Source organism: Massilia sp. UYP34 (assembly GCF_056279385.1).
The window spans coordinates 426,546-451,543 of sequence record NZ_JBWBRF010000002.1 but is presented as its reverse complement, the minus strand read 5'-3'; the positions used below and the strand labels follow the sequence as shown (position 1 = coordinate 451,543).

Annotated in this window: 23 protein-coding genes and 1 pseudogene; 9 read left to right on the top strand and 15 right to left on the bottom strand. The window is 65.6% G+C overall.

Annotated features, from left to right (window positions below):
* Positions 1–6 precede the first annotated feature (6 nt).
* Positions 7–1,203 (top strand): EAL domain-containing protein, encoded by a 1,197-nt coding sequence (locus tag ACZ9AQ_RS05370; RefSeq protein ID WP_429202193.1) that lies wholly within the window; start codon positions 7–9, stop codon positions 1,201–1,203.
* An 84-nt stretch (positions 1,204–1,287) separates the two neighbouring features.
* On the opposite strand, the gene ACZ9AQ_RS05365 is transcribed toward ACZ9AQ_RS05370, so the two are convergent.
* A complete protein-coding gene (locus ACZ9AQ_RS05365; protein ID WP_429202195.1) occupies positions 1,288–2,454 on the bottom strand; it encodes a 4-hydroxybenzoate 3-monooxygenase in 1,167 nt (388 codons plus the stop codon).
* Between the two features lie 122 nt (positions 2,455–2,576).
* Here ACZ9AQ_RS05365 and ACZ9AQ_RS05360 point away from each other — a divergent pair, with 122 nt between their 5' ends.
* The gene (locus ACZ9AQ_RS05360; protein ID WP_429202197.1) at positions 2,577–3,482 is read left to right on the top strand and encodes a helix-turn-helix domain-containing protein; all 906 of its coding nucleotides are present in this window, start codon (positions 2,577–2,579) and stop codon (positions 3,480–3,482) included.
* Positions 3,483–3,818: 336 nt separating this feature from the next.
* On the opposite strand, the gene ACZ9AQ_RS05355 is transcribed toward ACZ9AQ_RS05360, so the two are convergent.
* The 7 genes from ACZ9AQ_RS05355 to ACZ9AQ_RS05325 form a co-directional block, all read right to left on the bottom strand.
* Positions 3,819–5,228 (bottom strand): amidase, encoded by a 1,410-nt coding sequence (locus tag ACZ9AQ_RS05355; protein ID WP_429202198.1) that lies wholly within the window; start codon positions 5,226–5,228, stop codon positions 3,819–3,821.
* A gap of 14 nt (positions 5,229–5,242) precedes the next feature.
* A complete protein-coding gene (locus ACZ9AQ_RS05350; RefSeq protein WP_429202200.1) occupies positions 5,243–6,382 on the bottom strand; it encodes a CobW family GTP-binding protein in 1,140 nt (379 codons plus the stop codon).
* 86 nt (positions 6,383–6,468) lie between these two features.
* A complete protein-coding gene (locus ACZ9AQ_RS05345; protein WP_429202201.1) occupies positions 6,469–7,170 on the bottom strand; it encodes a cyclase family protein in 702 nt (233 codons plus the stop codon).
* A 92-nt stretch (positions 7,171–7,262) separates the two neighbouring features.
* Positions 7,263–7,994: an ABC transporter ATP-binding protein gene (locus tag ACZ9AQ_RS05340; protein WP_429202203.1), complete on the bottom strand. Its 732-nt coding sequence runs from the start codon at positions 7,992–7,994 to the stop codon at positions 7,263–7,265.
* Positions 7,991–9,802, bottom strand: a complete 1,812-nt coding sequence (locus ACZ9AQ_RS05335) for a branched-chain amino acid ABC transporter ATP-binding protein/permease (RefSeq protein WP_429202205.1) — start codon at positions 9,800–9,802, stop codon at positions 7,991–7,993. Before ACZ9AQ_RS05335 ends, ACZ9AQ_RS05340 begins: the two co-directional genes overlap by 4 nt.
* A 2-nt stretch (positions 9,803–9,804) precedes the next feature.
* Entirely contained in the window at positions 9,805–10,680 is an 876-nt protein-coding gene (locus tag ACZ9AQ_RS05330) for a branched-chain amino acid ABC transporter permease (RefSeq protein ID WP_429202207.1), read from the bottom strand.
* Between the two features lie 66 nt (positions 10,681–10,746).
* Positions 10,747–11,988: an ABC transporter substrate-binding protein gene (locus ACZ9AQ_RS05325; protein ID WP_429202209.1), complete on the bottom strand. Its 1,242-nt coding sequence runs from the start codon at positions 11,986–11,988 to the stop codon at positions 10,747–10,749.
* A 155-nt stretch (positions 11,989–12,143) separates the two neighbouring features.
* On the opposite strand from ACZ9AQ_RS05325, the gene ACZ9AQ_RS05320 reads away from it, so the two are divergent.
* Entirely contained in the window at positions 12,144–13,025 is an 882-nt protein-coding gene (locus tag ACZ9AQ_RS05320; protein WP_429202211.1) for an IclR family transcriptional regulator, read from the top strand.
* A gap of 99 nt (positions 13,026–13,124) precedes the next feature.
* A pseudogene (locus ACZ9AQ_RS05315) lies at positions 13,125–13,503 on the top strand (transposase); the annotation flags it as partial.
* 129 nt (positions 13,504–13,632) lie between these two features.
* Here the strand turns inward: ACZ9AQ_RS05315 and ACZ9AQ_RS05310 are convergent.
* Positions 13,633–14,406 carry an IclR family transcriptional regulator domain-containing protein gene (locus ACZ9AQ_RS05310; protein WP_429202213.1) on the bottom strand — a complete coding sequence of 258 codons (774 nt, stop codon included), beginning with the start codon at positions 14,404–14,406 and terminating at the stop codon, positions 13,633–13,635.
* 144 nt (positions 14,407–14,550) lie between these two features.
* Between ACZ9AQ_RS05310 and pcaH the strand changes: the two genes are divergently transcribed.
* Genes pcaH through pcaCD form a run of 4 tightly spaced genes read left to right on the top strand, consistent with a single transcriptional unit; the run spans position 14,551 to position 18,470 of the window.
* Positions 14,551–15,243 carry a protocatechuate 3,4-dioxygenase subunit beta gene (gene pcaH, locus ACZ9AQ_RS05305; protein WP_429202215.1) on the top strand — a complete coding sequence of 231 codons (693 nt, stop codon included), beginning with the start codon at positions 14,551–14,553 and terminating at the stop codon, positions 15,241–15,243.
* A 12-nt stretch (positions 15,244–15,255) separates the two neighbouring features.
* Positions 15,256–15,783, top strand: a complete 528-nt coding sequence (locus ACZ9AQ_RS05300; RefSeq protein ID WP_429202217.1) for a peptidase associated/transthyretin-like domain-containing protein — start codon at positions 15,256–15,258, stop codon at positions 15,781–15,783.
* A gap of 12 nt (positions 15,784–15,795) precedes the next feature.
* On the top strand, positions 15,796–17,187 hold the full coding sequence (gene pcaB, locus ACZ9AQ_RS05295) for a 3-carboxy-cis,cis-muconate cycloisomerase (protein ID WP_429202219.1): 1,392 nt from the start codon (positions 15,796–15,798) through the stop codon (positions 17,185–17,187).
* Between the two features lie 20 nt (positions 17,188–17,207).
* Positions 17,208–18,470 carry a bifunctional 4-carboxymuconolactone decarboxylase/3-oxoadipate enol-lactonase PcaCD gene (gene pcaCD / locus ACZ9AQ_RS05290; protein WP_429202220.1) on the top strand — a complete coding sequence of 421 codons (1,263 nt, stop codon included), beginning with the start codon at positions 17,208–17,210 and terminating at the stop codon, positions 18,468–18,470.
* 42 nt (positions 18,471–18,512) lie between these two features.
* Here the strand turns inward: pcaCD and ACZ9AQ_RS05285 are convergent, their stop codons facing one another.
* Together ACZ9AQ_RS05285 and ACZ9AQ_RS05280 are read right to left on the bottom strand one after the other, a co-directional pair.
* Entirely contained in the window at positions 18,513–19,469 is a 957-nt protein-coding gene (locus ACZ9AQ_RS05285; protein WP_429202222.1) for a PDR/VanB family oxidoreductase, read from the bottom strand.
* Positions 19,466–20,509: an aromatic ring-hydroxylating dioxygenase subunit alpha gene (locus ACZ9AQ_RS05280; protein WP_429202224.1), complete on the bottom strand. Its 1,044-nt coding sequence runs from the start codon at positions 20,507–20,509 to the stop codon at positions 19,466–19,468. Before ACZ9AQ_RS05280 ends, ACZ9AQ_RS05285 begins: the two co-directional genes overlap by 4 nt.
* Positions 20,510–20,672: 163 nt before the next feature.
* Between ACZ9AQ_RS05280 and ACZ9AQ_RS05275 the strand changes: the two genes are divergently transcribed.
* Complete coding sequence (locus ACZ9AQ_RS05275) at positions 20,673–21,170, top strand: MarR family winged helix-turn-helix transcriptional regulator (RefSeq protein ID WP_429202226.1); 498 nt, start codon at positions 20,673–20,675, stop codon at positions 21,168–21,170.
* A gap of 25 nt (positions 21,171–21,195) precedes the next feature.
* Here the strand turns inward: ACZ9AQ_RS05275 and ACZ9AQ_RS05270 are convergent, their stop codons facing one another.
* From ACZ9AQ_RS05270 to ACZ9AQ_RS05255, 4 genes are all read right to left on the bottom strand, one after another.
* Positions 21,196–22,371 (bottom strand): ABC transporter substrate-binding protein, encoded by a 1,176-nt coding sequence (locus ACZ9AQ_RS05270; RefSeq protein ID WP_429202835.1) that lies wholly within the window; start codon positions 22,369–22,371, stop codon positions 21,196–21,198.
* Between the two features lie 105 nt (positions 22,372–22,476).
* Positions 22,477–23,178 (bottom strand): ABC transporter ATP-binding protein, encoded by a 702-nt coding sequence (locus ACZ9AQ_RS05265; protein WP_429202227.1) that lies wholly within the window; start codon positions 23,176–23,178, stop codon positions 22,477–22,479.
* Positions 23,171–23,944 carry an ABC transporter ATP-binding protein gene (locus ACZ9AQ_RS05260; protein WP_429202229.1) on the bottom strand — a complete coding sequence of 258 codons (774 nt, stop codon included), beginning with the start codon at positions 23,942–23,944 and terminating at the stop codon, positions 23,171–23,173. Before ACZ9AQ_RS05260 ends, ACZ9AQ_RS05265 begins: the two co-directional genes overlap by 8 nt.
* Entirely contained in the window at positions 23,941–24,954 is a 1,014-nt protein-coding gene (locus ACZ9AQ_RS05255) for a branched-chain amino acid ABC transporter permease (protein ID WP_429202837.1), read from the bottom strand. The genes ACZ9AQ_RS05260 and ACZ9AQ_RS05255 overlap by 4 nt, the downstream gene beginning before the upstream one ends.
* Positions 24,955–24,998: the final 44 nt, after the last annotated feature.

The following is a 24,998-nucleotide window of genomic DNA, read 5'->3' as shown; positions in this document are numbered from 1 at the left end:
CGCGCCATGGTCAGGGTCACCACATCGGACATCGCCCAAGGGCTGCGTAACAGGGAATTCATCCTGCATTACCAGCCCAAGGCATCTCTGGTCACCGACCGCATCGTCGGCGCCGAGGCCCTGGCGCGATGGCAGCGGCCCGACGGCACGATGCTGCCACCGGCCACCTTCATCGAGGTGGCTGAGCACAGCGGCCTGATCAAGGAACTGACCATGCAGTTGCTGTCCACGCTGGTCCACGACCTGGTGGGCAAGCACCTGGAAGAGGGCTTGCACTTTTCGCTCAACGTGACCGCCCGCGATCTCGAGGACGCCCTCGTCACCAGGGCCATCCTCGATGCCGTCTTGCAGTACGGACTGTCCCCCACCACCCTCGAGCTCGAAATCACCGAAACCCAGGCCTTGCAGGGTGGTGCGTCCATGCTCTGGAACGTCCAGGAGCTGGCCGACGTCGGTGTGGGACTGGCAATGGACGACTATGGAATCGGTTACTCCAGCATGGACACGCTCAGCCAGTGGCCGTTCACGACGATCAAGCTCGACAAGGGAATCATCGGCCGCATGCTCGACTCGGCCAAGAACGCGACCATCGTGCGCTCCTCCATCCGGCTCGGGCACGAGCTGGGCCTGACCGTGGTGGCCGAAGGCGTGGAAACGCCGGAGCAGCATGATTTCCTGGTCGAGGCGGGCTGCAAGGTGGCGCAGGGCTACCTGATCAGCCGCCCGCTCCCCCTGGACCAGTTCGACCTGTTCCGGCGCGACAACGGCAAGCGCCGCGGCATGCCGATCGGGCTGGTGCACATGGCGATCGTCGACCACATCCAGTGGCGCCGTCAGATGGTCAGCTACGTCATCCAGCGCGCGGCGCTGCCGGCCGATTCGCCGCTGCGCCAGATGGACGGCTATCCAGCCATGGGCGTGACCAAGTGCGCCCTCGGGGCGTGGTACGTGGGCGACGGCCGCTACTTCGCCGATACGCCGATGTACCAGGCGATCGACGCCCCGCACCGCGCGCTGCACGAGGCCGGCGCCCGGCTCATCGAGCGGGTGCGGGCCGGCGCCGCGCTGGCCGACATGATGCCGCTCCTGTACGAGTGCAAACAGGCGTCGGCCACCCTGATCCGCCTGCTGGAAGACCTCGAGGACGAGGGCCTGGCGGCGCTCTACGCCGCGCCGCCGGACTATTCCACCCCGCCGGCCTGACGCCGCTTCCAGCGCTCGGGGCCGCCGCCGGTCATCCCGGACCGGAGCGCATGTGCCGGCCCTGCCCGCTTCCGGCCGCCCGCTTCAGAACGCGCCCACGTAGTTTTCCGCCAGCGCCGTGCGCATCGCGCGTGAGGACACGACGTTTTCCAGCTCCGCACGCTGCACCTGGCGCTCGAATGGCGACGCGTCGGCGAAGGTGTGCAACAGGCGCGTCATCCACCACGAGAAGTATTCGGCCCGCCACACGCGCTTGAGGGCCGCGTCCGAATAGCCGTCCAGCAGCTCTTCGGTGCCGCGCTGGTAGAAGGCCTCCAGCGCGCGCGCGAGCAGGCGCACGTCGGAAATCGCCAGGTTCATCCCCTTGGCGCCGGTCGGCGGCACGATGTGCGCGGCGTCGCCGGCCAGGAACAGGCGGCCGGAACGCATCGGGGCGCAGACGAAACTGCGCATGCCGATGATGTTCTTCTGGAAGATCCGGCCCTCGTTGAGCTTCCAGCCGCCGTCGCTCGCGGTACGCGCATGCAGTTCGGACCAGATGCGGTCATCCGACCAGTTGTCGACATGGTCTTGCGGATCGCACTGGAAATACAGGCGCTGCACGGTGGGCGAGCGGGTGCTGACGAGGGCAAACCCGCGCTCGTGCTGGGCGTAGATGAGTTCGTCGGACGACGGCGCGGACTCGACCAGGATGCCGAACCAGCCGAACGGATAGGTGCGCTGGAAGTCCTGGCGCACACCCGCCGGAATCGCCGGGCGCGACACGCCATGGAAGCCGTCGCAGCCGATGACGAAGTCAGCCAGAAGCCGCTGTGCTTCGCCCTGGTGCGAGAACGTGACCGACGGCTGCGCGGTATCGGTGCCGTGCAGCGCCACCTCGCTCGCTTCGAACAGCAGTTGGCCGCCGGCCGCCAGCCGCGCCGCGACGAGGTCGATGATCACCTCGTGCTGCGGGTAGACCGTGATCGCCTTGCCGGTCAGTTCGGTAAGATCGATGCGATGGCGCTTGCCGCCGAAGGCCAGCTCGAAGCCGTGGTGAAGCGCCCCTTCCCTGCGCATGCGCTCGCCCACGCCGGCCTGGTCCAGGATGTCCATGCTGCCCTGTTCGAGGACGCCGGCGCGGATCGTGGCTTCGATATCGGCGCGACTGCGCGTCTCGAGCACGACCGACTCGATGCCGTTCAGGTGCAGCAGGTGGGAAAGCAGAAGGCCGGCAGGACCGGCGCCGACGATGGCGACCTGGGTACGCATGATGTTGTCTCCGTTTGTGTTTTGTTGACATCATCGTAGTACCCAGGCGCGCGGATAAGAATGGATAGAACGCGGAAAAACTTGTACTATTTTTACATTCGCTTCCCGTGCCCGTTGCCCTCATGCCCAAGCCCGCACCATCCCCGAAGATCCCCGAATTCGCGCTCTATGGCGAGCTGACACGGGGCACGGACGCCGAGGGCGTGCATATCGAGCTGATCGAAACACGCAGCCGCCAGCATGACTGGCACATCGGGGTGCACCGGCACGCGGGGCTGTTCCAGGTACTTTTTTTATTTGGCGGACGGGTCGTGGCCGACATCGAAGGCGAGCGCTGGGAGTGCGCCGGCCCGGTCGCCCTGACCATCCATCCGTCGCTGGCGCACGGTTTCGCCTTTTCCGAGGAAGCGCATGGCTATGTGCTGACCCTCGACCAGAACGTGCTGTTCGCCGCCGCCGGCCACGAGGGCGACCTGTTCGCCGCGCTGTTCGTGCAGCCCCTCGCCATCGCGCTGGACCCCGTGCCAGAAGTGCGCGAGCGCATCGAGGCGCTGCTGCGCAACCTGATCCTCGAAGCGGCATGGCCGCGCCAGGGGCATACCCTGATGCTCGAATGGCTGGCGCGCTGCGCGCTCCTGAACCTGGTGCGGGTGCAGGCCGAGCGCCGCCTCGCCGACAAGTCCGGCCGCGGCGACTTCGAGCTGTTCAGCCGCTTCCGGGTCGAGGTGGAACGCCATTACCAGGAACAGTGGCAGGTCGGCCGCTACGCGGACCTGCTGCGGATCCCGCCGGCCCGCCTGAACCGGCTGTGCCTGAAGCTGGCCGGCAAGACGGCCTTCGACATCACCCAGGACCGGCTGATGCTGGAAGCCTGCCGCAAGCTGACCTACGTACCGGCCAGCATCGCCAGCATCGCCTATGAACTGGGGTTTCAGGATCCGGCCTATTTCAGCCGGCTGTTCAAGAAACTGATCGGGGTGACGCCGAAGGAGTTCAGGCGGCAGACCCAAGCCGCGGTGACGACTTAGAACGCCTAACCTCTTACTTGTTCCGGCAGTAACAACCTCGTACACTGAGCCGACGTCCTCTATCGGCCCAGCCCGTGTAAAAACTCAAATCGATGGACTGGGAGCCCAATTTTCCCGACCAGGGCTGCTCTTGGAATGTAGAGAAACATTCCAGGCCGCGTAGTCCGATTTGGCTACTTTGGCCCGGCAAAGGTGCAGGGTCACGTTCATGGGCAGCTGGTGATAGGCTGCGAAACCGTGGCCTCGGCAGCCAAGACGCAGCCTTCGGGCAACAGAGCACAGGGGGCGATCGCGACCTGGCGCCGACCTGCGTTACCGATGGCGCGCATCAGACGCCTACCGGTCCCGCGACGCCTGCGGCGGCCGCATGGACGTCCACGTGTGCAGATCCTCGTACGCAGCAGCGGCGCGGAAGATATCTGTTTCGCAGTGCAATTTCGCCACCAGTTGTAGTCCGACAGGCAAGCCGCTCGCAGTGAAACCCACCGGAAGCGACGCTGCGGGCTGCCCGGTCAGGTTGAACGGATAGGTGTAGTACTGCCACGAGCACGCATTGCGGTCGGCAAATTGCGGCGGGACATTGACCTCGACGTCGAACGCGCAGACCGGCACCGTCGGCGTCAACAGCAGGTCGAAACCGTCGAACATCGTGCGTACCTTTTCGCGGAACCGATAGCGCTCGAACACCTGGGTATAATAGCCGAGCAGTGACTGGTCCAGGGCGCTCTCCAGCAGGGACGACACCGCAGGGCAAAGCAGGTCGCGGCTGTTGCACATGGCATCGTTCAAGCGGGTCCCGACGCCGGCATAGAATTCAGCCATCCACACGTCGGCCGGATCGCTCCCGAACGCTTCACCGAGGTCGATGATTTCGCAGCCCATCGCCTCGAACGCGCGCACGGCGCGTTCGGTAATGGTCACGATTTCCCGATCAGGCTTGGCGTAGCCCAGGGTCGGACTCCAGGCCAGCTTCATGCCTTTGACGGGCTGACCGCAAGCCCCCAGGAAATCGGGCACAGCCGCCGTGATCGAAAACGGGTCGCGCGCATCATAACCGGATATCGCCCCCAACAACAATGCCGCATCGCGGACCGTGCGTGCCAGCGGCCCGACGTGTGCCAGCGTGGGCGTTGCCGACGCGGGAAATACCGGCACCCGCCCGAACTGCGCCTTGATGCCGAACAGCCCGGTGAACGAAGATGGTTCGCGAATCGAACCGCCGCCGTCCGTGCCCAGCGCGAAGGGCGTCACGCCCGCGGCCACGCTTGCGGCAGCGCCACAGCTCGAGCCGCCGGGGGTCTTGTCGGTATTCCACGGATTGCGCGTCACCCCGGTCAGCGGCGAGTCGCCCACCGCCTTGCAGCCGAATTCGCTGGTGGTGGTGGTCCCGACGATACAGGCGCCGGCGGCCTTGATGCGCGCCACCGCCGGTGCGTCGCACTGGGCGACGTGATCCTTCATGACGCGCGAACCGAAGGTCTGGTGCACGCCGCCAATGGCGATCAGGTCTTTCACCGAAATCGGCAATCCGTGCAGCGCGCCCGGCTGCGCGCCCCGCGCCAGGCACTGGTCGGCACGGTGCGCCGCCGCCAACGCCATCTCCGGCGTACGCGTGACGAAGCTGTTCAGCCGCGGCTCGGTTTCCTCCTGGCGTGCCAGGCAGGCCTGCATGACCTCCAGCGCCGAGACTTCCTTGCTCAGCATCGCGTCGCGCAGTGCGATCGCGCCAGGGTATTGAGTCAGCATGTCATTCCCCGGATTCAAATCATGCACAGCGAGCGGTCCAGCGTCGCCGTCTCGGCCGCCACGCACTGCGCAAAACCGCTGGCGATCTCTTGCCTGTCGAGCTGCTTGCCGATGATGACCATACGCGTACTGGTATCGCCGCCGGGCCATTGTTCCGCATAGGCCAGCGGGCTGAATACGGTTTGCACGCCCTGCAGGATCACGGGCTTGTCGATGCCTGAAAAGCGCACCAGCCCCTTCACCCGATACAAGTTGGCGCCATGCACATTTGACAGGCGCTCGAGAAATTCCATCAGCTTCTGGTAATCCATGGCGTGCACTTCGCGCAGGCTGATCGCCGTGATGCCGTCCAGGTGGGCGGCGTGGCGGTGTGCCGGGTCGTCCAGGCAGGCCGGGCAATCGTCCGCGGCGCCATGCACGTGTCCTTCATGGTCGTGATGGTGATGCCCCTGCGCTGCCGGAGCCGCGGCTTCCCCCAGCCAGGCGGCGATCGCCGATTCCTTTGCGTTCGGGTCGAACAGGTTCAGGTCGACCAGGTTCCTCAGCTCGAGCGAACCGTAGGTCGCGGTTTCCTTCGGCGAAAACGGATTGAGCGCATTGACCGCATCGACGACGCGCGCATAATCGGCGTCGCCGACCAGGTCGCGTTTGTTGAAGATGATCTTGTCGGCCATCGCCAACTGGCGGCGCGCCTCCGGCGCGTCCCTCAGCTGGGATTCAATATGCTTGACGTCGACCAGCGTGATGATGGCGTCGAGCCGGTAGGTCAGGCTCAAGGACATGTCCCTGTAAAAGGCCTGCGCCAGCGGGGTCGGATCGGCCAGGCCGGTGGTCTCGATCACGATGCGGTCGAACTCCACCTTCGGTTCCGCCAGGCCAGCCTTGCGCATGTACAGCTTGTAGAGCGCCTCGATCAGGTCGTCCTTGCTGGAACAGCAAATGCAACCGTTGCTCAATTCGAGCATGTCGTCGGAGGTCTTGGTGATCAAGTCGCCGTCGATGCCGATGTCGCCGAATTCATTGACGATGACGGCGGTCTTGCCGCTGTCGGGTGCCGACAGAATCCGGTTGACCAGGGTGGTTTTTCCGGCGCCGAGAAAGCCGGTGAGCAGCGTGATCGGAATCCGCTGATCGGTCGTGTTCGTGTGCGTCATCATTGCTCCGGTCAGAAAGTGCGGACGTGGCCGCGGCGTATCATGTGCGCTGCGCGGCCGTCAGGCAGGGGTTACAGGGTGGACGCTCAGTCGTTCAGCACGGCCCAGGCGCGCACCGGCGAACCGCTGCCCTGATGGATCTTCAGGGGTGGACCGTAAAACATGAACTCGCCTTTCCCCACCAGCTCTTCCAGATTGACCAGCCACTCATAGTGCGTAATGCCACGGTCGCGGCACACCCGGTGGCTCGGGAACAGGTTGTGCGACGGCTTGTCGGTCGAGGGTCCTTCCACGCCATGCAGCCTGGAGCCGCGGTCGGCCAGCCAGTGGGTCGCTTCGGCGGTCAGCCCGCAATTGCTCCACACGACTTTAATGTCGGGATAGTGCCGCTTGTGCAAGCCGGTGTTGAGCAGCACGATGTGGCCGTCAACCTTGATGCCGGTCTTGCGCTCGGCTTCCTCGAGATCGGCGACATCGATATCGCCGAGATCGGGGATATGCGTCATGTCGAAGCAGACTGCCTTGCCCATGAACATTTCAAGCGGCATGTCGTCCACGCTCATGCCGTTCGGATCGGTGTGGTAGAACGCATCGACGTGGGTCGCGATGTGATCGAGGGTACTGATGAAGGTGGTCGCGAAGGTCATCGCATCGCCCGGCACCCCGAGCCCGAGCGACTTGGTTTTTTCATGCGTCATGTGCGGCGCCACGATGGGGCGCTGGAACAATTTGTGGGCCGGCATGTTGTCCGACAAGGTCAGCGTCAGGTCGACGATACGTTGTTTCATTTGCATAACTCCAGAAAATACGAGTGTGGGAAAAGACAGCCTCCGCCAGCGGAAGCCGGTACTGCGCGCAACAAGGGCCAGGCCCGTGGTGATCAGTGCTGTTTGCCCAGGTAGGCCTCCATGACGGACGGGTCGCGCATCAGCTGTTGCGACGGTCCGCTCTGCGTGACGCTGCCGTTTTCCATGACGTAGGCGCGCGACGTCACCGCCAGCGCACGGGTGGCAATCTGCTCGACCAGCAAGATCGCCAAGCCCTGCCGGTTCAAGTCTTGCAGCACCGGAAACAGCAGTTCCAGCACCTTGGGCGCCAGTCCGAGCGACACTTCATCGATCATCAAGAGCCGGGGCCGCGACATCAAGCCGCGTGCAATCACCAGCATTTGCTGTTCGCCACCGGACAGCGAACCGGCAAGCTGGGTGCGCCGCTCCTTTAGCCGTGGAAACAGCTGGTACATGCGCTCCATGTCGTCCTGCAGTGCGGCCGGGCCGCCGCGCTCGGCACGGATGTAGCCGCCGAGAATCAGGTTGTCCTCGACGCTCTGGTCGGCAAAGACGAAGCGCCCTTCCGGCACCAGGGCCACGCCATGCCGCACCATCTCGTGCGAGCCGCAGCCGTGCACCGGCTTGCCCGCCATGGTGATCGTCCCGGCGGCCGGCCTGACGACGCCCGCCACCGCTTTCAGGGTGGAACTCTTGCCGGCGCCATTCGATCCGATGATGCCGACGAACTCGCCTTCGCCCACTTCGATCGACACTTGGCGGGAGGCCTGGATATGGCCGTAGTTCACCGAGAGGTTTTCAACCTTTAACAATGGGGCGCTCATGCGTACTCCTTGGATTCGACTGCGGGCGCCGCGCCGAAGTAGGCTTCGATCACCGCTGGGTCATTGCGCACTTCGGCCACGCTGCCGGACGCAATCACCTTGCCGTAATCGAGGACCGTCACGTGATCCGACACCGCCATGATCATGTCGACGTGGTGCTCCACCAGCAAAATGGTCAGCCGGTGCGATGCCAGGTTGCGGATCAGCTTGATCAGGTCTTCGATTTCGCCATGGGTCAGGCCGGCAGCCGGTTCATCGAGCAACAACAGCTTCGGCGACATCGCCAGGGCGCGGGCGATTTCCAGCCGACGCTGGTGACCAAACGGCAGGTTGCGCGCCTTTTCGTCCGCGTACTCATCCAGGCCGACGTAGGCGAGCAGTTGCCTGGCCTCTTCGGTGTACTTTTTTTCGTCGCGGAAGAAGGACGGCAGGCGCAGCAAGGTCGCCACCAGTCCGCTCCGGTAACGCGCGTTGGCGCCCACCAGCACGTTTTCCAGCACCGTCATGTCGCCGAACAGTTCGGTGTTCTGGAACGTGCGCGCCAAGCCCATGCGCGCCAACTGGTGGCTGACCTTGGCGGTCACGTTCTCCCCTAGGAAGCGGATCGTGCCGCCGGTCGGCGTATAAAATCCCGACACGCAGTTGATGAAGGTCGACTTGCCGGCGCCGTTGGGGCCGATCACCGCATGCACCTGGCCAGCTTTGAGCGACGCGCTGACGTCCTGGTTGGCGACCAGGCCGCCGAACGCCATCGTCAGGTTGACCGTCTCCAGGCAGGCTGCGCCGGCCACCGCTTCGACGCCGAGCAGGTTCTGCGCGTCGTTATCCGGGCGCGGCCAGGGGCGTGAACGACGGCTGACTTTCTTGCTGAAGCGCGTAGCCCAGGCATTGGCCGTGCCGACGATGCCCAGCGGCATGCCGAACATGACCAGCGCCAGCAACGCACCATAAGCGAAGCGCTGCCAACTGCCGAACGCTTGCAGGTACTCGGGGATAAAGGTCAGCACCGTCGCGCCCAGCACCGGGCCGATCACCGTGCCGGAACCGCCCAGGATGACCATCAGTAAGAAGCGCACCGAATCGTCGAAGCGGAAGGTGTCCGGATTCACGTACAGATTGAGGTAGGCATACGCGCCGCCGGCGGCGCCAGCGAAGGCTGCGGCAATCACGAAGGACATCAGGCGCATCATCACTGGATTGATGCCGACCGTGCGCGCCGCGGTCTCGCTCTGGCTGACCGCACGCATCGCGCGGCCATAGCGTGATTTGATGAGGTTGTAGTGAAGAATGAACGCCACCATCGCCAGCACTGCCAGCGCCGTAAAGTAGCCGGTTTCGTCCAGCGTGGCTCCCAACAGCGCCGGGCTCGGAATGCTGGAAATGCCGGCCGTTCCGCCGGTCAGGCTTTGCCACTCGATCGCCACGTTCTCGACGATGATGCCGAAGGCGATCGTGATCACGGCCAGGTACACGCCGCGGACCCGTACCGTCGGGTAGGCCAGGATTGCGCCGAACACTGCCGCAAGGGCGGTGGCGATCAGCATGCAAGGGATCATGCCGAGGCCGAAGCGGGTCGACAGGATGGCCACCGCATAGGCACCGATGGCAAAGAGGCCGGCCTGGCCCAGGCTGATCAGGCCAGTCAGGCCGGTGAGCAGGTTCAGCCCGAGGGCGACCATGACGTAGATCAGCAACAGCATCCAGATGCGCAACTCGTACACGTTGGCCACCATGTGGGGCAACAGGTACAGGGCGATGCCGAGTCCGGCCACCAGCACCGGAAACCCGAATTTTTTGATCGTATGCATATTCATACTTTGGCCACCTCTCTGCGTCCGAAGATTCCTTGAGGGAATGCCAGCAGGATCAGGATCATGATCGAGAAGCCGACGATTTCCCGCGCTGCCGAACTGATGTAGCCTTCGACAAATTTTTCCATCACGCCGTACAGCAGGCCGGTGATGACGACACCGCGCGCACTCGTGACACCGGCCATGATCGCGACCGCAAAACCCTTGAGACCGATCAGCACGCCCATGGTGGCGGATACCTGGATGATCGGGCCCACCAGGACCCCGGCAAAGCCGCCCAGGCCGGCTGCGAGGCCGAATGAAATCCCGGTGACGCGGCTGACGTTGATGCCCATCAGGCCAGCGGCGACCCGGTTGAAAGCGATGGCCCTCATCGCGCGGCCCAGCATGGTGCGCCGGTAAAAGATTTCCAGGCCGAACATGAAGGCGATGGCGAACGCGGGAATCAGCAGTTCCTGCAGGTAGACCCCGGCGCCGAAGATCTCGATCGGCTCGTCCACGCCGGGCGACGGCAAGGCACGCGCAAACGAGCCGAACTTAATGGTGGCAAAACTCTCGACCATGATGCCGATCGCGATCGTGGTCAACATCCAGCCGATCGCACTGGCGTCCTTGTTGAACGGCCGGACCGCCAGGCGCTCGACCAGCATCCCGTACCCGACACAAACGATGACTGCCAGTGGCAGGCCCACAGCCAGGGAAATACCGGCGTCAAGGCAAACCACGGCGACGACGCCACCGACCATGACCACGTCCCCGTGCGCAAAATTGACCGCACGGCAGGCGGACCACATGATGTAGAACCCCAGTCCGATCAGGCTGTAGATCGCGCCGATCGACATCCCGCTTAATACATATTGAATGAAGGTACTCACTTTAAGACTCCCAGGTTTCGTCGCGCTGACGCGGCATCGCGCCAGCGCCAGCGCAGGAATTGCCGATTACTTGTATCGGGTCTGTGCCAGCGGCAGCAGCGCGCCGTCCTGCCAAACCGTCAATTTGTAGTCCTTGGGAAGAATCGCATCATGTTTCTCGAGCGATGCGCCAAAGGCCGGGTTGTAGTTGGCAACCAGTCCCTGGTGCTTGACGCGAAACAGCGCGTCACGCACCTTCGCCCGGTCATAGCTCCCGGCCACCTCGATCGCCTTGGCGATCAGGTACACCGCGTCATACGCGTTGGCGGTGCCGCTGCCCATCTTGAGTTCCGAGGGTTTTTTCAAGCCGAACTTCTGCGCAATCTTTGCGTAGACTGCGGCCGTCCTGGCGTCTTGCTGCCCCATCCAGCTGAAGGTCTGGACCACCATGACGCCATTGGCCAGCGGGCCGGCGATTTCACCGAGGTTCCCAGCCAGGCCCCAAGCGCCTGCGATCACGGGCCGGTACTTGAGCTTGTCCATGCCGCGCAGGATCTGGTTGCCTTCACGGTCCAGTGCAAACATGACGATCGCTTCAGCGCCGGCGGCCCGCGCGCGCATCAGTTGGGCAGTCATGTCCTGGTCGCCCCAGTTGAAGGTTTCCATCGCAACCGGCGTGACGCCATTCTTGAGCAGTGCGGCCTTGACGTCCGGCGCGGCACCGTTGCCCCACCCGGTGTTTTCATAGAAGACCGCGACCTTCTTGTTCGGTGCGCGCTTCAGGGCGACATCGACCAGGTATTCGGCGACCCAACGGTCCTTGGCGGAGACACGGAACATCCATTTGTTCGTGCCGCTGTCAGGCTCGATGATCTTGGTGCCGGCCGCCATCACGCCAACGTAGGGTATGCCGATCTTTTCGATCGGATCGCGCATCGCCAGCGCCACGCCACTATGGTAGCCGCCCAACATCGCGATGCAGTTATCGGCCAGCGCGATGCGGCGCACGTTATCGACGCCCTTCGGCGGCTGGCCGGCATCGTCATACATCTTGAGCGTGAGCTTCTTGCCCAGCACCCCACCTTTGGCGTTGATCTCGTCGAGCGCCACTTCGGCTCCCATCCTTGCCGCATCACCGCTGAAGGTGGCGGGGCCCGTCAGCGCGCCCGAAAAACCGATGCAGGACTGTTTGTCCTGGGCCTGCACCGGCGACGAACCGACCGCCAGCAACAGCCCGGCGGCGGCTGCGAATGTACGTACCACCAAACTCGTCTTTTTCATTTCGAACTCCCTCTGATTGGAAACGGTGCAAGATGCGTGAGCGCGCACCAAATTGCTGCGCAATGCACCAGAAAGAAGCGTTCACACTGTGAACTAATTTCCGATTGCTTGCGAGTTGAGTAAACAGTACATTAAAATCATTGGCTTATAGCGGCCCGCGCATAATTTTACGGTCCAGATAGTGAACTAATCGGAGTAACACAATGAGCGCAAGCATCGACAAATCGATCGCGGCACGAGTCGGGAAGCGATCCAGGGAGGGTTCTTCAGAAACTGCATCGGGGACGCAAAGCATTCACCGCGCCGCGCGGATCCTGCGTGAAATCGCCTCCTACAGCCTGAATGGATTACGCCTGGTCGACCTGGCCAGGCAACTGGACCTGAACCGCACAACAATCCACCGGATCCTGAATTGCCTGATCGAAGAGGGCCTGGTGATGCAGAACCTGACGTCGCGGCGCTATGTGCTTGGGCATGGGCTGTTCGAACTGGGGCTGACCGCAGCTTCGCAATTCAAGCTGCGCGAAATCTGCGGCCCCTCGCTGGAACGTATTGCAGCCGAAACCGGACATACCGCATTCATGACCATCCGCAGCAACTACGATGCGCTGTCGATCCAACGGGTTGATGGGACAACCCCGCTGGACATTCCCGCGCTCGATATCGGCGTGCATCGCCCTTTGGGCGTTGGCGCCGGCAGCCTGGCAATATTGAGCGCCCTGGCCGACGATGAGATCGAACGGATCGTATCGGCGAATGCACGACGGCTCGCGGGTTTCGGCAAACTGACAGTGCCGCTGCTACTGGAAATCGCCCGGCAATCGCGTGAGGCCGGCTATGGAATTCACGACGGGCGCATGATTGCCGGCATCAGCGGCGTTGGGGTCCTGGTGCATGACGGCTCCGGCGCTCCGCTGGGCGCCATCAGCATTTCGGCAAAGGCCGACTGCCTGCCATTGAAAGCGCAAGGCGAGATCGTCCTGATCCTGAAGAAGGAGGCGCGGGCGATCCAGAACTTGCTGCACCAGGCGAACTTTGACATGGCCGAATACAACCGGCAGTACCTTCAAGGGAAATTCCGCTGAGGATCGCGTCGGTAGAACGCCATGGCCAAAGCACTTCTCCCCAAAGACCTTTGGTCGCTTGTAGCAACTCATCTCCCGACCCATCGTCGCAGATCGTAGAAAGGCGCACGGCCACGTATCGATGATCGCGCGACCCTGACTGGGATTCTATTGTGCTCAAGACTGGGATGCCGTGGGAACACCTGCCTCGCGAACTCGGCTGCGGCATTGGCATGACTTGTTGGCGTCGACTGCACGAATGGATGCAAGCCGGCGTTTGGCAGCGCATCCACGAGGCAGTTCTGCGACGACTGCGAGAGCACGACCCGATCATCCGGGATCGAGCTAGCGTTGATGCTGCCAGCGTACCGGCCCCTGCAGGTGGCGAACATATGGGCCCGAAACCCGACCAATCGTGGCAAGCTTGGCTGCAAGCACCATGGATCAACGTGGCCTGCCGCTCGACGCCAAGATGTCGGGCGCCCAGGTGCACGACACACGTTGACTTATTCCGTCATCGCGAATCCGGCATGAGCGACGGGCAGACATCCATCAGGCGTCTCTTTCACTTGCCTGCTCGCTCATCTGCTGGCGGTACGTCCAGAGGTCTTGTCAGGCGCTTAGCCGCTTACAGCAGCGCGCCCAACTCGACCTGAATCTTGATCATCGCCGGCAGGCAGCGCTCGACCATCTGCTGGGCAGGCAGGCGCGCCGCGTGGACGCTGACGTTCATCGCGGCCACGACGTCGCCGCGAAAATTCCTGAGCGGCACCGCAATCGCGCGCAGGCCCAGTTCCAGTTCCTGGTCGACCAGGGCGTAGCCCTGGGCCCGGCTGCGCGCGATTTCCAGCGCCAGGCGTTCCTTGTTGACGATGGTGTGCACGGTGATCTGCTCGGGCTGGGCGCGTTCCAGGAACTCGTCGACCCGCTCCTGCGGCAGGCTGGCGAGCAGCATCCGCCCGTTGGCCGTGCACCAGGCCGGCACGCGCGTGCCCGGCTGCAGCGTGCCGGATACCAGCTGGCCCGCGCTCACGGCCGCCACGCAGACCAGCTGGTCGTGGTCGAGCACACCCACCGAGGCGGCTTCGCCCAGCGAATACGCCAGCCGGTACAGCAGCGGCTGGGCGATGCGCGGCAGGCGCGCCGAATGCAGGTAGGACTGGCCGAGCCGCAGCACGGCCGGGGTCAGCGAGAACAGCTTGTTCTCGTGGCGCATGTAGCCCAGATGCGTGAGCGTGATCAGGTAGCGGCGCGCGGCGGCGCGCGTCAGCCCGGTCGCCTGCGCCACCTCGGCGATCGTCAGGCGCGAGCGTTCCTGGTCGAACGCTTCGATGACCTTCAGGCCCTTGTCGAGGCCGGCGACGAGGTCGCGGGCGAGCGGCTGCGCTGCGTCTTGGCTCATGGACTGAAAAGAAGGATGATTTGTGCGAGTATCGCACACTTCGTGCGCTGTGCGGACGCCGCGCTCATCCCTCCCATTGTCGGCCCAACCACCTTTCCTTACGATATCCCGGCACTGACCAACCATATCGAAGGAGACAAGGCCGTGAAATTCGATCTCGTCGAGCCGGGCGTGTACCCCGAACTCGTCTACCCGTCCTACAAATCCACCGTCAAGCGTGGCCCCTCCCAGCCGATGCTGCGCATCGAAGCGCCGCTGCCGGTGACGCAGAACATCGTCGCCACGCCGCGCATCCTGCTGCCGAACGATGTCGACCTCACGCGGCACGGCGACGGCGAGCCGCTCGGCGAAAAGATCGTCGTCACCGGGCGCGTGTGCGACGAAGACGGCAAGCCGGTGCGCAATTCGCTGGTGGAGGTGTGGCAGGCGAACTCGGCCGGACGCTACTGGCACAACCGGGACCAGCACGCGGCGCCGCTCGACCCGAATTTCCACGGCGTCGGCAAGATGCTGACCGACGACGAGGGCCGCTACCGCTTCGTGACGATCAAGCCCGGCCCCTACCCCTGGGGCAACCACGACAAGGCCTGGCGCCCGGCCCACATCCACTTTTCGCTGTTCGGCAACGTGTATGCGCAGCGCCTGGTGACCCAGATGTATTTCCCGAGCGACCCGCTGTTCGACTACGACCCGATCTTCCAGAGCGTGCCCGACGAAGCGGCGCGCCAGCGGCTGGTGTCGCGCTTCAGCCTCGAACACACGGTGGGCAGCGAGATGCTGGGCTACGAATTCGATATCGTCCTGCGTGGCCGCCATGCCACGCCCATGGACCTGTAAGGAGAACGCACGATGAGCAAGATCACGACTTCCCAGACCATCGGTCCGTTCTCGCATGAAGCCTGGCAGTGGGCCGTCGACGCCTCGCTGCCGGACGCCGTGCCGGCGGCCGGCGCCACGGTCCTCGTCAGCGGCGTCATCTACGACGGCGACGGCGCGCCAGTCAACGACGCCCAGATCGAGGTCTGGACGCCGCAGGGGGCCGACGCCGAGCCCGGGCGGCTGATCCCGGGCTTTCGCCGCGCGCCGAGCGGCGAGCAGGGCGAATTCAGCATGCGCGTGGCCGCGCCCGCCGGCGGCGGCGAGCCGCTGATGTACGTCACCGTGTTCGCGCGCGGGCTCGTCAAGCACCAGTTCACGGCGGTCTTCCTGGAGGACGACGCCGCCCTGGCGCAGTCCGCCATCCTGAACCAGGTGCCGCAGGCGCGCCGCGCCACGCTGCTGGCCCGCAAGATGGAGGATGGCCGGGGCGAGCCCTCCTATCGCTGGGACATCCATCTGCAGGGCGAGCAGGAAACCGTTTTCTTCGACTATGTATGAGCAACTAAACGTATGAGCGTCTCGATCTTCGACAGTTTCCTGACCACGCCGGACATGATCGCCGCGTTCGACGACGCGGCGGTGGTGCAGGCCATGTTTGCCTTCGAAGCCGCGCTGGCGCGTGCGCAGGCGGCCGAGGGGCTGGTGCCGCCCGCGGCGGCGGCGGCCATCGCCGGCGTGTGCAACGCCCAGCTGTACGACATCCCCGCCATCATCGATGCCGGGCGCCGCGCGGGCAGCCTCGCCATTCCCCTGGTGAAGGAACTCACCCGGACGGTCGGCCTGTACGATGCCGAGGCCGCGCGCCACGTGCACTGGGGCAGCACCAGCCAGGATGTGGTCGACACGGCGATGGTGCTCGTCACGCGCGAAGCCCTGCGGCTGCTGGACGATGGCCTGCACGAACTGGGCGAACACCTGCTGGCGCTGGCCGAGCGCCACCTGGCCACGCCCGTGCTGGCACGCACGCTGATGCAGCCGGCGCAGGTGACGAGCCTGGGCTTCAAGGCCGCCGGCTGGCTGGCGCCGCTGGTGCGCGCGCGCGAGCAATTGCGCCTGGCGGCCGCCCGCGCGCTGCAGCTGCAGCTGGGCGGCGCGGTCGGCACCCTGTCGGTGCTGGGCGAACACGGCGGCGCCGTGGCCGAACGCGTGGCAGAGGAGCTGCGCCTGAAGGTGGCGGACGCCGCCTGGCACACCCAGCGCGACGAATGGGTGCGGCTGGGCCTCGAAGTGGCCGTGCTGGCGGGCAGCCTGGGCAAGCTGGCGACCGACCTGAGCCTGATGGCCCAGGGCGAGGTGGCGGAGCTGGCCGAACCGTCCGGCAATGGCCGCGGCGGCTCGTCGGCGATGCCCCACAAGCGCAACCCGGTATCGGCGATGATCGCGCTGGCCGCCGCCCGGCGCACGCCCCAGCATGCCGCCGCCCTGCTGGCCTGCATGGGCCAGGAGCACGAGCGCGGCCTCGGCAACTGGCAGGCCGAGCTGGCAGAGTGGCCGAACCTGTTCCTGTCCGCCCATGGCGCCCTGCGCGCGCTGAACGAGGCCTTCGCGGGCTTGATGGTCGACCCGGCGCGCATGCTGCGCAATATCGAGGCGCTGCACGGCCTGGTGTTTGCCGAAAGCGCGTCGAGCTACCTGGCCGGCGCCATCGGCCGGCCGCAGGCGCATGCGCTGCTCGAAGGCCTCAGCCGGCGCGCCGGCCACGATCGCGACCTGCACGCCCTGCTGCGCGAAGCCGTCCAGGCCGACCCGCAGCTGGCCGGGCACGTCGACCTGCCCCAGCTGGCCGCCCGCTTCGACCCGCTCGCCGCCGCCCAGCCCGCGCGCCGCCTGGCCGAAGGCCAGCTGCAAGGCCTGCGCGGCCGCATGGCCGTGCTCGGCGCCACCCATCCCTTTCACGACTGAATTCACGGAGTACAACGCGCATGAGCTTCGATCCCCTTGACCACGATTTCGAACGCGGCCTGCAGAACCGCCGCAGCGTCCTCGGCGACGCCTGGGTCGACCGTTCGCTGAACAATGCGAATGGTTTCAACGCCGACTTCCAGAACCTGATCACCCGCTTCGCCTGGAACGAGATCTGGGGCCGCCCCGGGCTCGAGCACAAGATGCGGCGCGCGATCGTCCTGTCGATCACGATCGCCCTCGGGCGCTGGGAAGAATTCGAGCTGCACGTGCGCGCCGCCCTGCTGGGTGAGGAAGACAGCCGCCTGAGCCCCGACGAGATCAAGGAAATCCTGATGCAGTCGGCCGTCTACGCCGGGGTGCCCGCCGCCAACACGGCCTTCACGCACACCCTGCAGATCCTGCGCGAAGTCGGCGAGCAGATCGGCTACGCCCTGGCGCCGGCGGCGCCGGCCGCGGCCGCGCATCCGGGCATCGGCCGCGCGGGCCGCACGGCGAGCAGCCCGGCCCTGCACTACAGCGTGCGCGAGCCGCGTAGCGGCAAGGCGCCGCGCCACACGGTCGTCCTCAGTCATGCGCTCGGCTGCGACCTGAGCATGTGGGACAGCCTGGCCAACACGCTGGCGCAGGACTGCCGCGTCGTCGCCTACGACCACCGCGGCCACGGCAGTTCGGACGCGCCCGAGGGGCTGTATGCGATGGCCGACCTGGCCGACGACGCCGCGCGCCTGCTGCGCGAACTCGACACCGGCCCGGTGGTCTGGATCGGCCTGTCGATGGGCGGCATGGTCGGGCAGGAACTGGCCCTGCGCCATCCGGCGCTGGTGCGCGCGCTGGTGCTGGCCAACACCACCAGCGGCTACCCGGAAGCGGCGCGCGCCGTGTGGGAGCAGCGCATCGCCACCGTACGCGAACAGGGCATCGAGGCGATCGCCGACGCGGTCATGGGGCGCTACTTCCATGACGACTTCCGGGCGCGCAAAGCCGCGACCGTGGCGCGCTTCCGGCGGCGCCTGGTGACCACCGATCCGGCAGGCTATATCGGTTGCTGCAATGCGGTGGGGCGCGTCGACACCACCGCGCGGCTGGGGCAAGTCGCCGTGCCGACCCTGGTGCTGGCGGGAGAACTGGACCAGGGAACGCCGGTGGCGATGGCCGAGGTGCTGGCGCAAGCGATTCCCGACGCGCGGCTGGAAGTGATCGCGCACGCCTCGCACCTGGCGGCGGTGGAGCAGCCGGAGGCGTTTGCGGCCAGTGTCGCCGGCTTCGTGCAGGCGCTGTAGGCGCTGTGAGCGGGTCGCCGCGGGAGCTTCCCGCGGCGCGTCCTACAGATCCAGCACCAGCACCCTGGTTTTCGCGCGCGAGCAGCACGGCGTGAACTGGTCGTTCGCCGCCTGCTCTTCCTCGGTCAGGTACATGTCGCGGTGTTCCGGCACGCCCTCGAGCACGCGGGTCAGGCACGTGCCGCAGACGCCTTCCTCGCACGAGTACGGGACCGTGACGCCGGCACCAAGCAGCGCCTCGATCACCGTCTGGCCGGCCGCCACCGTCACCACCTTGCCGTTCGACGCGAGCCTGACCTCGAACGCCTGGTCGCCGCTCGTGTCCACCGCCGCCGCGCTGAAGTACTCGACGTGCAGCTGCGCCTGCGGCCAGCCCAGCGCCTGTGCGCCGCCCAGCACGTAGTCGATGAAACCCTGCGGCCCGCACACGTACAGGTGGGTGCCGGGCGCCGGCGCGCCGAGTACGGCCGGCAAGTCGAGCTTTTGTGCGGACTCGCCGCTGTCGTAGTGGAACTGCACGAGGCTGCGCAGGTGCGACTGCCCGAGCCGCTCCTTGAACGCCGCCTTCTCGGGAGAACGGGCACAGTAATGGAGCTCGAAGGCTGCGCCCCTGGCCGCCAGCGCCTCGGCCATCGCCAGGATCGGCGTCACGCCGATGCCGCCCGCCAGCAGTACCGTGCGCTCGGCCTCGACCAGCGGAAAATGGTTCTTCGGCGCGCTGATCGTCAGCACCGAGCCGACCTCGATCTGGTCGTGCATGGCCTGCGAGCCGCCGCGCGAATCGGCGTCGAGCAGCACGCCGATCTGGTAGCGGTGGGTTTCGCCCGGCGCGTTGCACAGCGAGTACTGGCGCACCAGATTGCCGGGCAGGTGCACGTCCACGTGGGCGCCGGCCTCGAATCCCGGCAACGCGCCGCCGGCGAGCGGCGCCAACTCATAGCTGCAGATGCCGTCGGCCTCGATCGCCTTGCCGGCCACCCTCACCTCGATCGTGCTCATGCCGCCACCTCCTGCGGCCGTTCCCTGGCCAGCCAGGCGTCGATGATGCGGCGCGACTGCACGCCGCCGGCATCGATGTTCAGCATCAGGAGCTTCCTGTCCGGATGGCGCAGGATGTTTTGCTGCTGCAGTTCCAGCATCTCGCGGTCTTCGCTGAAGATCTTGCCCTGGCCTTCGCGGATGGTCTTCGTCAGTTCGGCGTCCTGTGGCTTGAAGTTGCGCGCCATGCCCCAGAAATACCAGTGCGAGGTCTCGGTTTCGGGGGTGATGAAGTCGACCACGATGCTCGAGGCCTTGTACGCCGGATCGGCGTGGTAGCCGCCGTGGCCGGCGTGCGCCACGCCCACTTCGATCATCACGTGGCTGGGCGCGTTGAAGCGGCAGATCTGCCAGCGGTCGACCGGCACGTCGTCGGCCAGGCCGTTGCCGCGCAGCGCCGCCTGCCAGAACGGCGGCGGCATGATGTTTTCCATGAAGCGGCTGGTGACGACCTGCTCGCCCTCCACTTTCGTGGTGACCGGCGCCTCGTCGATTTCCTTCTGGCCGATGCTCGAGGCATGGACATAGGTTTCGTGCGTCAAGTCCATCAGGTTGTCGACCATCAGGCGGTAGTCGCAGTTGATGTGATACAGGCCGCCGCCATAGGCCCACTCGGGACTGTCCGCCCACTCCAGATGATGGATGGCGGCAGGGTCGGCCAGCGCCTGCTCGCCCGGCCAGACCCAGATGAAGCCGTAGCGCTCCTCGACGGCGTAGCTGCGGATGCAGGGGAAGCCGCGCACGCGCTGGCCCGGCATGCTGATGGCCTTGCCTTCGCACCCCATCTCGAGCCCGTGGTAGCCGCACACGAGATTGCCGTCACGGACGAAACCGAGGGACAGCGGCGCACCGCGGTGGGGGCAGAAGTCCTCGACCGCCGCAACCTTGCCGTTCTCGCCACGGTAGAACACGATTTTCTCGCCGCAGATCTGGCGGCCCAGCGGCTTGCCATCGATCTCGTCCGGGGTGCAGGCCACGTACCACGCATTTTTAGGGAACATCCTTGTCTCCTTTGTCGTCTTTATCGTATATTCAGGGATATTCAGTACACTGAATGTGAGAAAAGTATTACGCGTTTGCGGGCCGAAGTAAACCGGGTTTCGTGATTATTTTGATGGTGCGCTGCGCAAGAACGACGCGCGGATAACAACTAGAAACATGCAAATGGAAAAAGCTCCTGACGACCAGAGCTCGATGCTCGACTTGTACCAGCACCCCGGCCACCTGTTGCGGCGCGCCCAGCAGATCTCGGTGTCGCTGTTCTACGACGAGATGGGAAGCGAACTGACGCCGGTGCAATATGCGATGCTGAGCCGGCTCGCCGAGCATCCGGGCATCGACCAGGTGTCGCTGGCCGGGCTGGCCGCGATCGATACCTCGACCGGCGCCACGGTCTGCGCCCGCCTCGAAGAAAAGGGACTGCTCGAACGCAAGGTGATTCCGCATAACCGGCGCCAGCGGGCGCTGACGATCACGGCCGCCGGCCGGCAACTGCTCGACGGCCTGGTGCCGGGGGCGCAGCGGCTGCGCCAGCGCCTGCTCGCGCCGCTGAGCGGCGAGGAGCAGGCGCAGTTCATGGGCCTGCTGGCCAAGCTGGTCGAAGAGAACAACGAACAAAGCCGGGCGCCGCTGGCCATGCCGGGCGAGAGCGGCGGCAAGTGATGCCGCCTCTGCACCCGCGCGAGATTTATTCGACGCCTGGATCCTTGAACTTCTCGACCTTGTCGAATTCGACGTTGAACACGCCGCCCGCGCCCTGCTCGGCCTTGCGGATATAGACCGTCTGCACGATGTCGCGCGTGGCCGGGTCGATCGAGACAGGGCCGCGCACGCTGTTCCACGAATGCCCCTTCATCGCCGCGATCAGCTTCGGCCCCTCGCTATTGCCATTGGTCTTCTTCAGGGCCGCCCACAACAGTTGCATGCCGTCGTAGGCGCCCACCGCATGGAAGTTCGGGCGCATGCCCTTGTTCGCCTGGGTGAAGGCCGCAACGAACGTCTTGTTCTCGGGCGATGGGTGGGCGGCCGAATAATGGTGGCTGCTGACCACGCCGATCGCCGAAGGCCCGATGCTCGGCATCAGGTCGTCGTCCAGCACGTCGCCGGTGGCGATCAGGCGAATGCCGGCCTGGCCCAGGCCGCGGTCGGTGAACTGCTTGAGCACGGCCGCGCCCTCGCCCGAGGGCACGAAGACGAACAGCGCGTCGGGCTTGGCATCCTTGACGCGCGCCAGGAACGGCGAATAGTCCGGGTTGCGCAGCGGCGCACGCAGCGAGGCGACGATCTTGCCGCCGGCCTTGGTGAAGTCCTTGACGAAGACCTTCTCGGCATCGATGCCGGGGCCGTAGTCGGACACGAAGGTGACCACCGATTTGATGCCGTTCTTCGCCGCCCACTGCGCCATCGGCGCCGTCACCTGCGGCAGCGTGAAGCCAGTGCGGACGATGTACGGCGAGCGCTGCGGAATCACCGAGGTGGCCGCGTTCATGACGATCATCGGCACCTTGGCCTGGGTGGCGACCGGGGCGGCCGCGAAGGCCAGGGGCGTGAGGCCGAAGCCGGCCAGCACCTGGACCTTGTCGCGCGCGACCAGTTCCTGCGCCAGGCGCTTGGTCACGTCCGGCGCGACCCCACCGTCATCCTTCAGGATCACCTCGATCCGGCGGCCGGCCACGGTGTCGCCGTTTTGCTGGAGGAACAGCTTGACGGCGGCTTCGACCTGGCGTCCGGTCGAGGCGAAGGGGCCGGACATGGGCACGATCAGGCCGACTTTCAGGGGTTCGGCGGCGTAGGCAGGGCTTGAGGAAAGGCCGGCGCAAAGGACGGCGGCGCCGAGGACGATGTGGCGACGGGTTGGGTTCAGCGTGTTCAAGGTGTGTCTCCTGTTTTCTTATGATTGCGCCGTGGCGGCGCGGGTACAAACCATTACGGCTCGAGCGGGCCCGCAGGGTGAACCTGGAGCGCAGGCCTAAGCCACTGCCACCAGCCGGTCGAGCTTCTCGCCATCGGCCAGCAGGCTCGCGCTGTCGGAATCGTGCACGATGCGGCCGCGATCGAGCACGATGGCGCGCGAGGTCAGCGACAGCGCCAGGCGCGCGTGCTGCTCGACCACGATCACCGACATGCGTTCCTCCGCCACCAGGCGGCGGATCACGCGCACCAGTTCCTGGACGATGATCGGCGCCAGGCCTTCCATCGGCTCGTCGAGCAGCAGGATGCGCGGGTTGGTCATCAGGGCCCTGGCGATCGCCAGCATCTGCTGCTCGCCTCCCGAAAGCTGGCTGCCCATGTTGGCACGGCGTTCATACAGGCGCGGGAAGATCTCGTAGATCTTCGCCAGCGTCCATGGCCCCGGGCGCTCCACCACCGTCAGGTGCTCCTCGACGGTCAGCGAAGGGAACATGTGGCGCTCCTGCGGTACCCAGCCCAGGCCGTCGCGCGAGCGGCGGTAGGTCGGCACCCGCGCGATGTCGCGTCCGGCCCAGCGGATCGCGCCCTTGTGCAGGCGCGTCAACCCCATCAGCGTCACCAGCAGGCTGGTCTTGCCGACACCGTTACGCCCCAGCAGCGCCAGGCTGTCGCCCTCGTTCATCGAAAACGAGACGTCTTCGAGCACGATCGATTCGCCGTAGCCGGCCGTTACCTTGTCCAACACCAGCAGTTCAGCCATGTTCCACCTCGCCCAGATACACTTCCTTCACGCGCGGATCGGCCGCGATCTCCGCCGGCGTCCCCTCGGTCAGCACCTGGCCTCCCACCAGCACCGTGATGCGTTCGGCGAAGCGGAACACCAGTCCCATGTCGTGTTCGATGAAGACCACCGTCACGTCGCGCGGCAGCCCCGCGATCACTTCGAACAGTTCGCGGCTCTCGGCCGAGGGAATGCCGGCCGCCGGCTCGTCCAGCAGCAGGATCTTCGGTTTCGTGGCCAGGGCCAGCGCGATCTCGACCAGGCGCTGCTTGCCGTAGGCCAGGCTGCTCGTGATGGCGTCGGCTTCCCTGGTCAGCTTCAGCGTCGCCAGCAGGGCCATCGCCTCCGCCACGACGTCGTCGTGCTTCTCGACCGTCTTCCACCAGGTTTTCTGCAGGCCGCGCCGCTCGCAGATCGCCAGCACCACCGACTCGAGCACGGTCATGCCCGCGAACAGCGTGTTGATCTGGAAGGTGCGCGTCATGCCGAGCTTCACGCGCTCGTGCTGCGGCAGCCTCGTGATGTCCTGGCCGCCGAGCCAGACCTTGCCGCTGGTGGGCGCAAAGCCGCCGGTCAGCAGGTTGATGAAGGTGGTCTTGCCGGCGCCGTTCGGGCCGATCAGCGCATGGCGCGCACCCGGCTCGAACGTGAGCGAAATGTCGGTGTTCGCCTTGAAGGCGCCCCATGCCTTGGACAGCGCTTCGGTGCGCAGGGCGCCGGTGCTGGTGCTGTTTCTGGTGCTCATGCCGCCTCCTTGCGCTTGAACCTGGCGACGATCTTCTCGAGGCCGCCGAGGATGCCGCCGCGTGCGAACAGCACGATCAGCACCAGCAGCAGGCCGATGTAGAACTGCCAGTAGGCCGGATCAAGACCCGAAATATAGTCCTGGGCCACCATGAATACCGCCGCGCCGATGAGGGCGCCATACAGGCGGCCGGTGCCGCCGAGGACCAGCATGATCAGGAGTTCGGCCGAGCGCGGGAAGCCCAGCACGTCCAGCCCGACGAACTGGGTGGTCTGGGCCAGCAGCGCGCCGGCGACGCCGGCGATGGCCGCGCTGACCGTGAAGATCGCCTTCAGGCGCAGGTCGACGTCGGCGCCGATGGCCGGCATGCGGCGGCCGCTTTCGCGGATGCCGCGCAGCGACAGGCCGAAGGGCGAGTTGACCAGTCGGCGCAGCACCACGAACAGGATGAACAGCACGCCGAAGCTGTACCAGAAGGCGGTCTTGCCGTACAGGTCGAACTCGAAGACGCCGAACAGGTTATCCATCACCATGCCCGACAGGCCGTCGACGCCGCCGGTGATGAAGGCCGCCTTGTTGGCGGCCTCGAACAGCATCAGGCCGATGCCGAGCGTGACCATCAGGCGCGCCAGGTCCTGGCCGCGCACCACGAGGAAGCTGACGATGAAGCCCATCACCCCGGCCACCAGCGCCGCGGCCAGGAGCCCGGAAACCGGTTCGCCCCAGCCATGCACCGACAGCAGGCCGGCGGTATACGCGCCCAGGCCGAAGAACGCCGCGTGGCCGAGCGAGACGATCCCCGCATAGCCGAGGATCAGATCGAGCGACAGCGCGAACAGGCCGATGATCATGATCTGGCTGGTCAGCACCAGGTAGTCCGGGAACAGGAAGTAGGAGGCGACCGGCAACAGCCAGAACATGATCTCCAGCGGCTTCCAGCGGTCGTTCGGCAGGCGCCGCGCACGGTGCTGCATGGCGCTCGGTGGTACGGTGGTGGTCGCAGTGTCCATGGCGGAATCCGGGGTGGTCGGGGCCTTGGCCCTCAAGGCGGAAG

Bases quoted from the DNA above. Each gene is read 5' to 3' on its own strand.
- ACZ9AQ_RS05370 (WP_429202193.1), top strand. From the start codon at position 7: ATGGTCAGGGTCACCACATCGGACATCGCCCAAGGGCTGCGTAACAGG.
- ACZ9AQ_RS05335 (WP_429202205.1), bottom strand. From the start codon at position 9,802: ATGCATACGATCAAAAAATTCGGGTTTCCGGTGCTGGTGGCCGGACTC.
- ACZ9AQ_RS05285 (WP_429202222.1), bottom strand. From the start codon at position 19,469: ATGAGCACGATCGAGGTGAGGGTGGCCGGCAAGGCGATCGAGGCCGAC.
- ACZ9AQ_RS05275 (WP_429202226.1), top strand. From the start codon at position 20,673: ATGGAAAAAGCTCCTGACGACCAGAGCTCGATGCTCGACTTGTACCAG.
- ACZ9AQ_RS05320 (WP_429202211.1), top strand. From the start codon at position 12,144: ATGAGCGCAAGCATCGACAAATCGATCGCGGCACGAGTCGGGAAGCGA.
- ACZ9AQ_RS05355 (WP_429202198.1), bottom strand. From the start codon at position 5,228: ATGCTGACTCAATACCCTGGCGCGATCGCACTGCGCGACGCGATGCTG.
- ACZ9AQ_RS05345 (WP_429202201.1), bottom strand. From the start codon at position 7,170: ATGAAACAACGTATCGTCGACCTGACGCTGACCTTGTCGGACAACATG.
- ACZ9AQ_RS05365 (WP_429202195.1), bottom strand. From the start codon at position 2,454: ATGCGTACCCAGGTCGCCATCGTCGGCGCCGGTCCTGCCGGCCTTCTG.
- pcaB (WP_429202219.1), top strand. From the start codon at position 15,796: ATGAGCGTCTCGATCTTCGACAGTTTCCTGACCACGCCGGACATGATC.
- ACZ9AQ_RS05340 (WP_429202203.1), bottom strand. From the start codon at position 7,994: ATGAGCGCCCCATTGTTAAAGGTTGAAAACCTCTCGGTGAACTACGGC.
- ACZ9AQ_RS05310 (WP_429202213.1), bottom strand. From the start codon at position 14,406: ATGAGCCAAGACGCAGCGCAGCCGCTCGCCCGCGACCTCGTCGCCGGC.
- ACZ9AQ_RS05280 (WP_429202224.1), bottom strand. From the start codon at position 20,509: ATGTTCCCTAAAAATGCGTGGTACGTGGCCTGCACCCCGGACGAGATC.
- ACZ9AQ_RS05255 (WP_429202837.1), bottom strand. From the start codon at position 24,954: ATGGACACTGCGACCACCACCGTACCACCGAGCGCCATGCAGCACCGT.
- ACZ9AQ_RS05260 (WP_429202229.1), bottom strand. From the start codon at position 23,944: ATGAGCACCAGAAACAGCACCAGCACCGGCGCCCTGCGCACCGAAGCG.
- ACZ9AQ_RS05350 (WP_429202200.1), bottom strand. From the start codon at position 6,382: ATGACGCACACGAACACGACCGATCAGCGGATTCCGATCACGCTGCTC.
- ACZ9AQ_RS05300 (WP_429202217.1), top strand. From the start codon at position 15,256: ATGAGCAAGATCACGACTTCCCAGACCATCGGTCCGTTCTCGCATGAA.
- ACZ9AQ_RS05265 (WP_429202227.1), bottom strand. From the start codon at position 23,178: ATGGCTGAACTGCTGGTGTTGGACAAGGTAACGGCCGGCTACGGCGAA.
- ACZ9AQ_RS05360 (WP_429202197.1), top strand. From the start codon at position 2,577: ATGCCCAAGCCCGCACCATCCCCGAAGATCCCCGAATTCGCGCTCTAT.
- pcaCD (WP_429202220.1), top strand. From the start codon at position 17,208: ATGAGCTTCGATCCCCTTGACCACGATTTCGAACGCGGCCTGCAGAAC.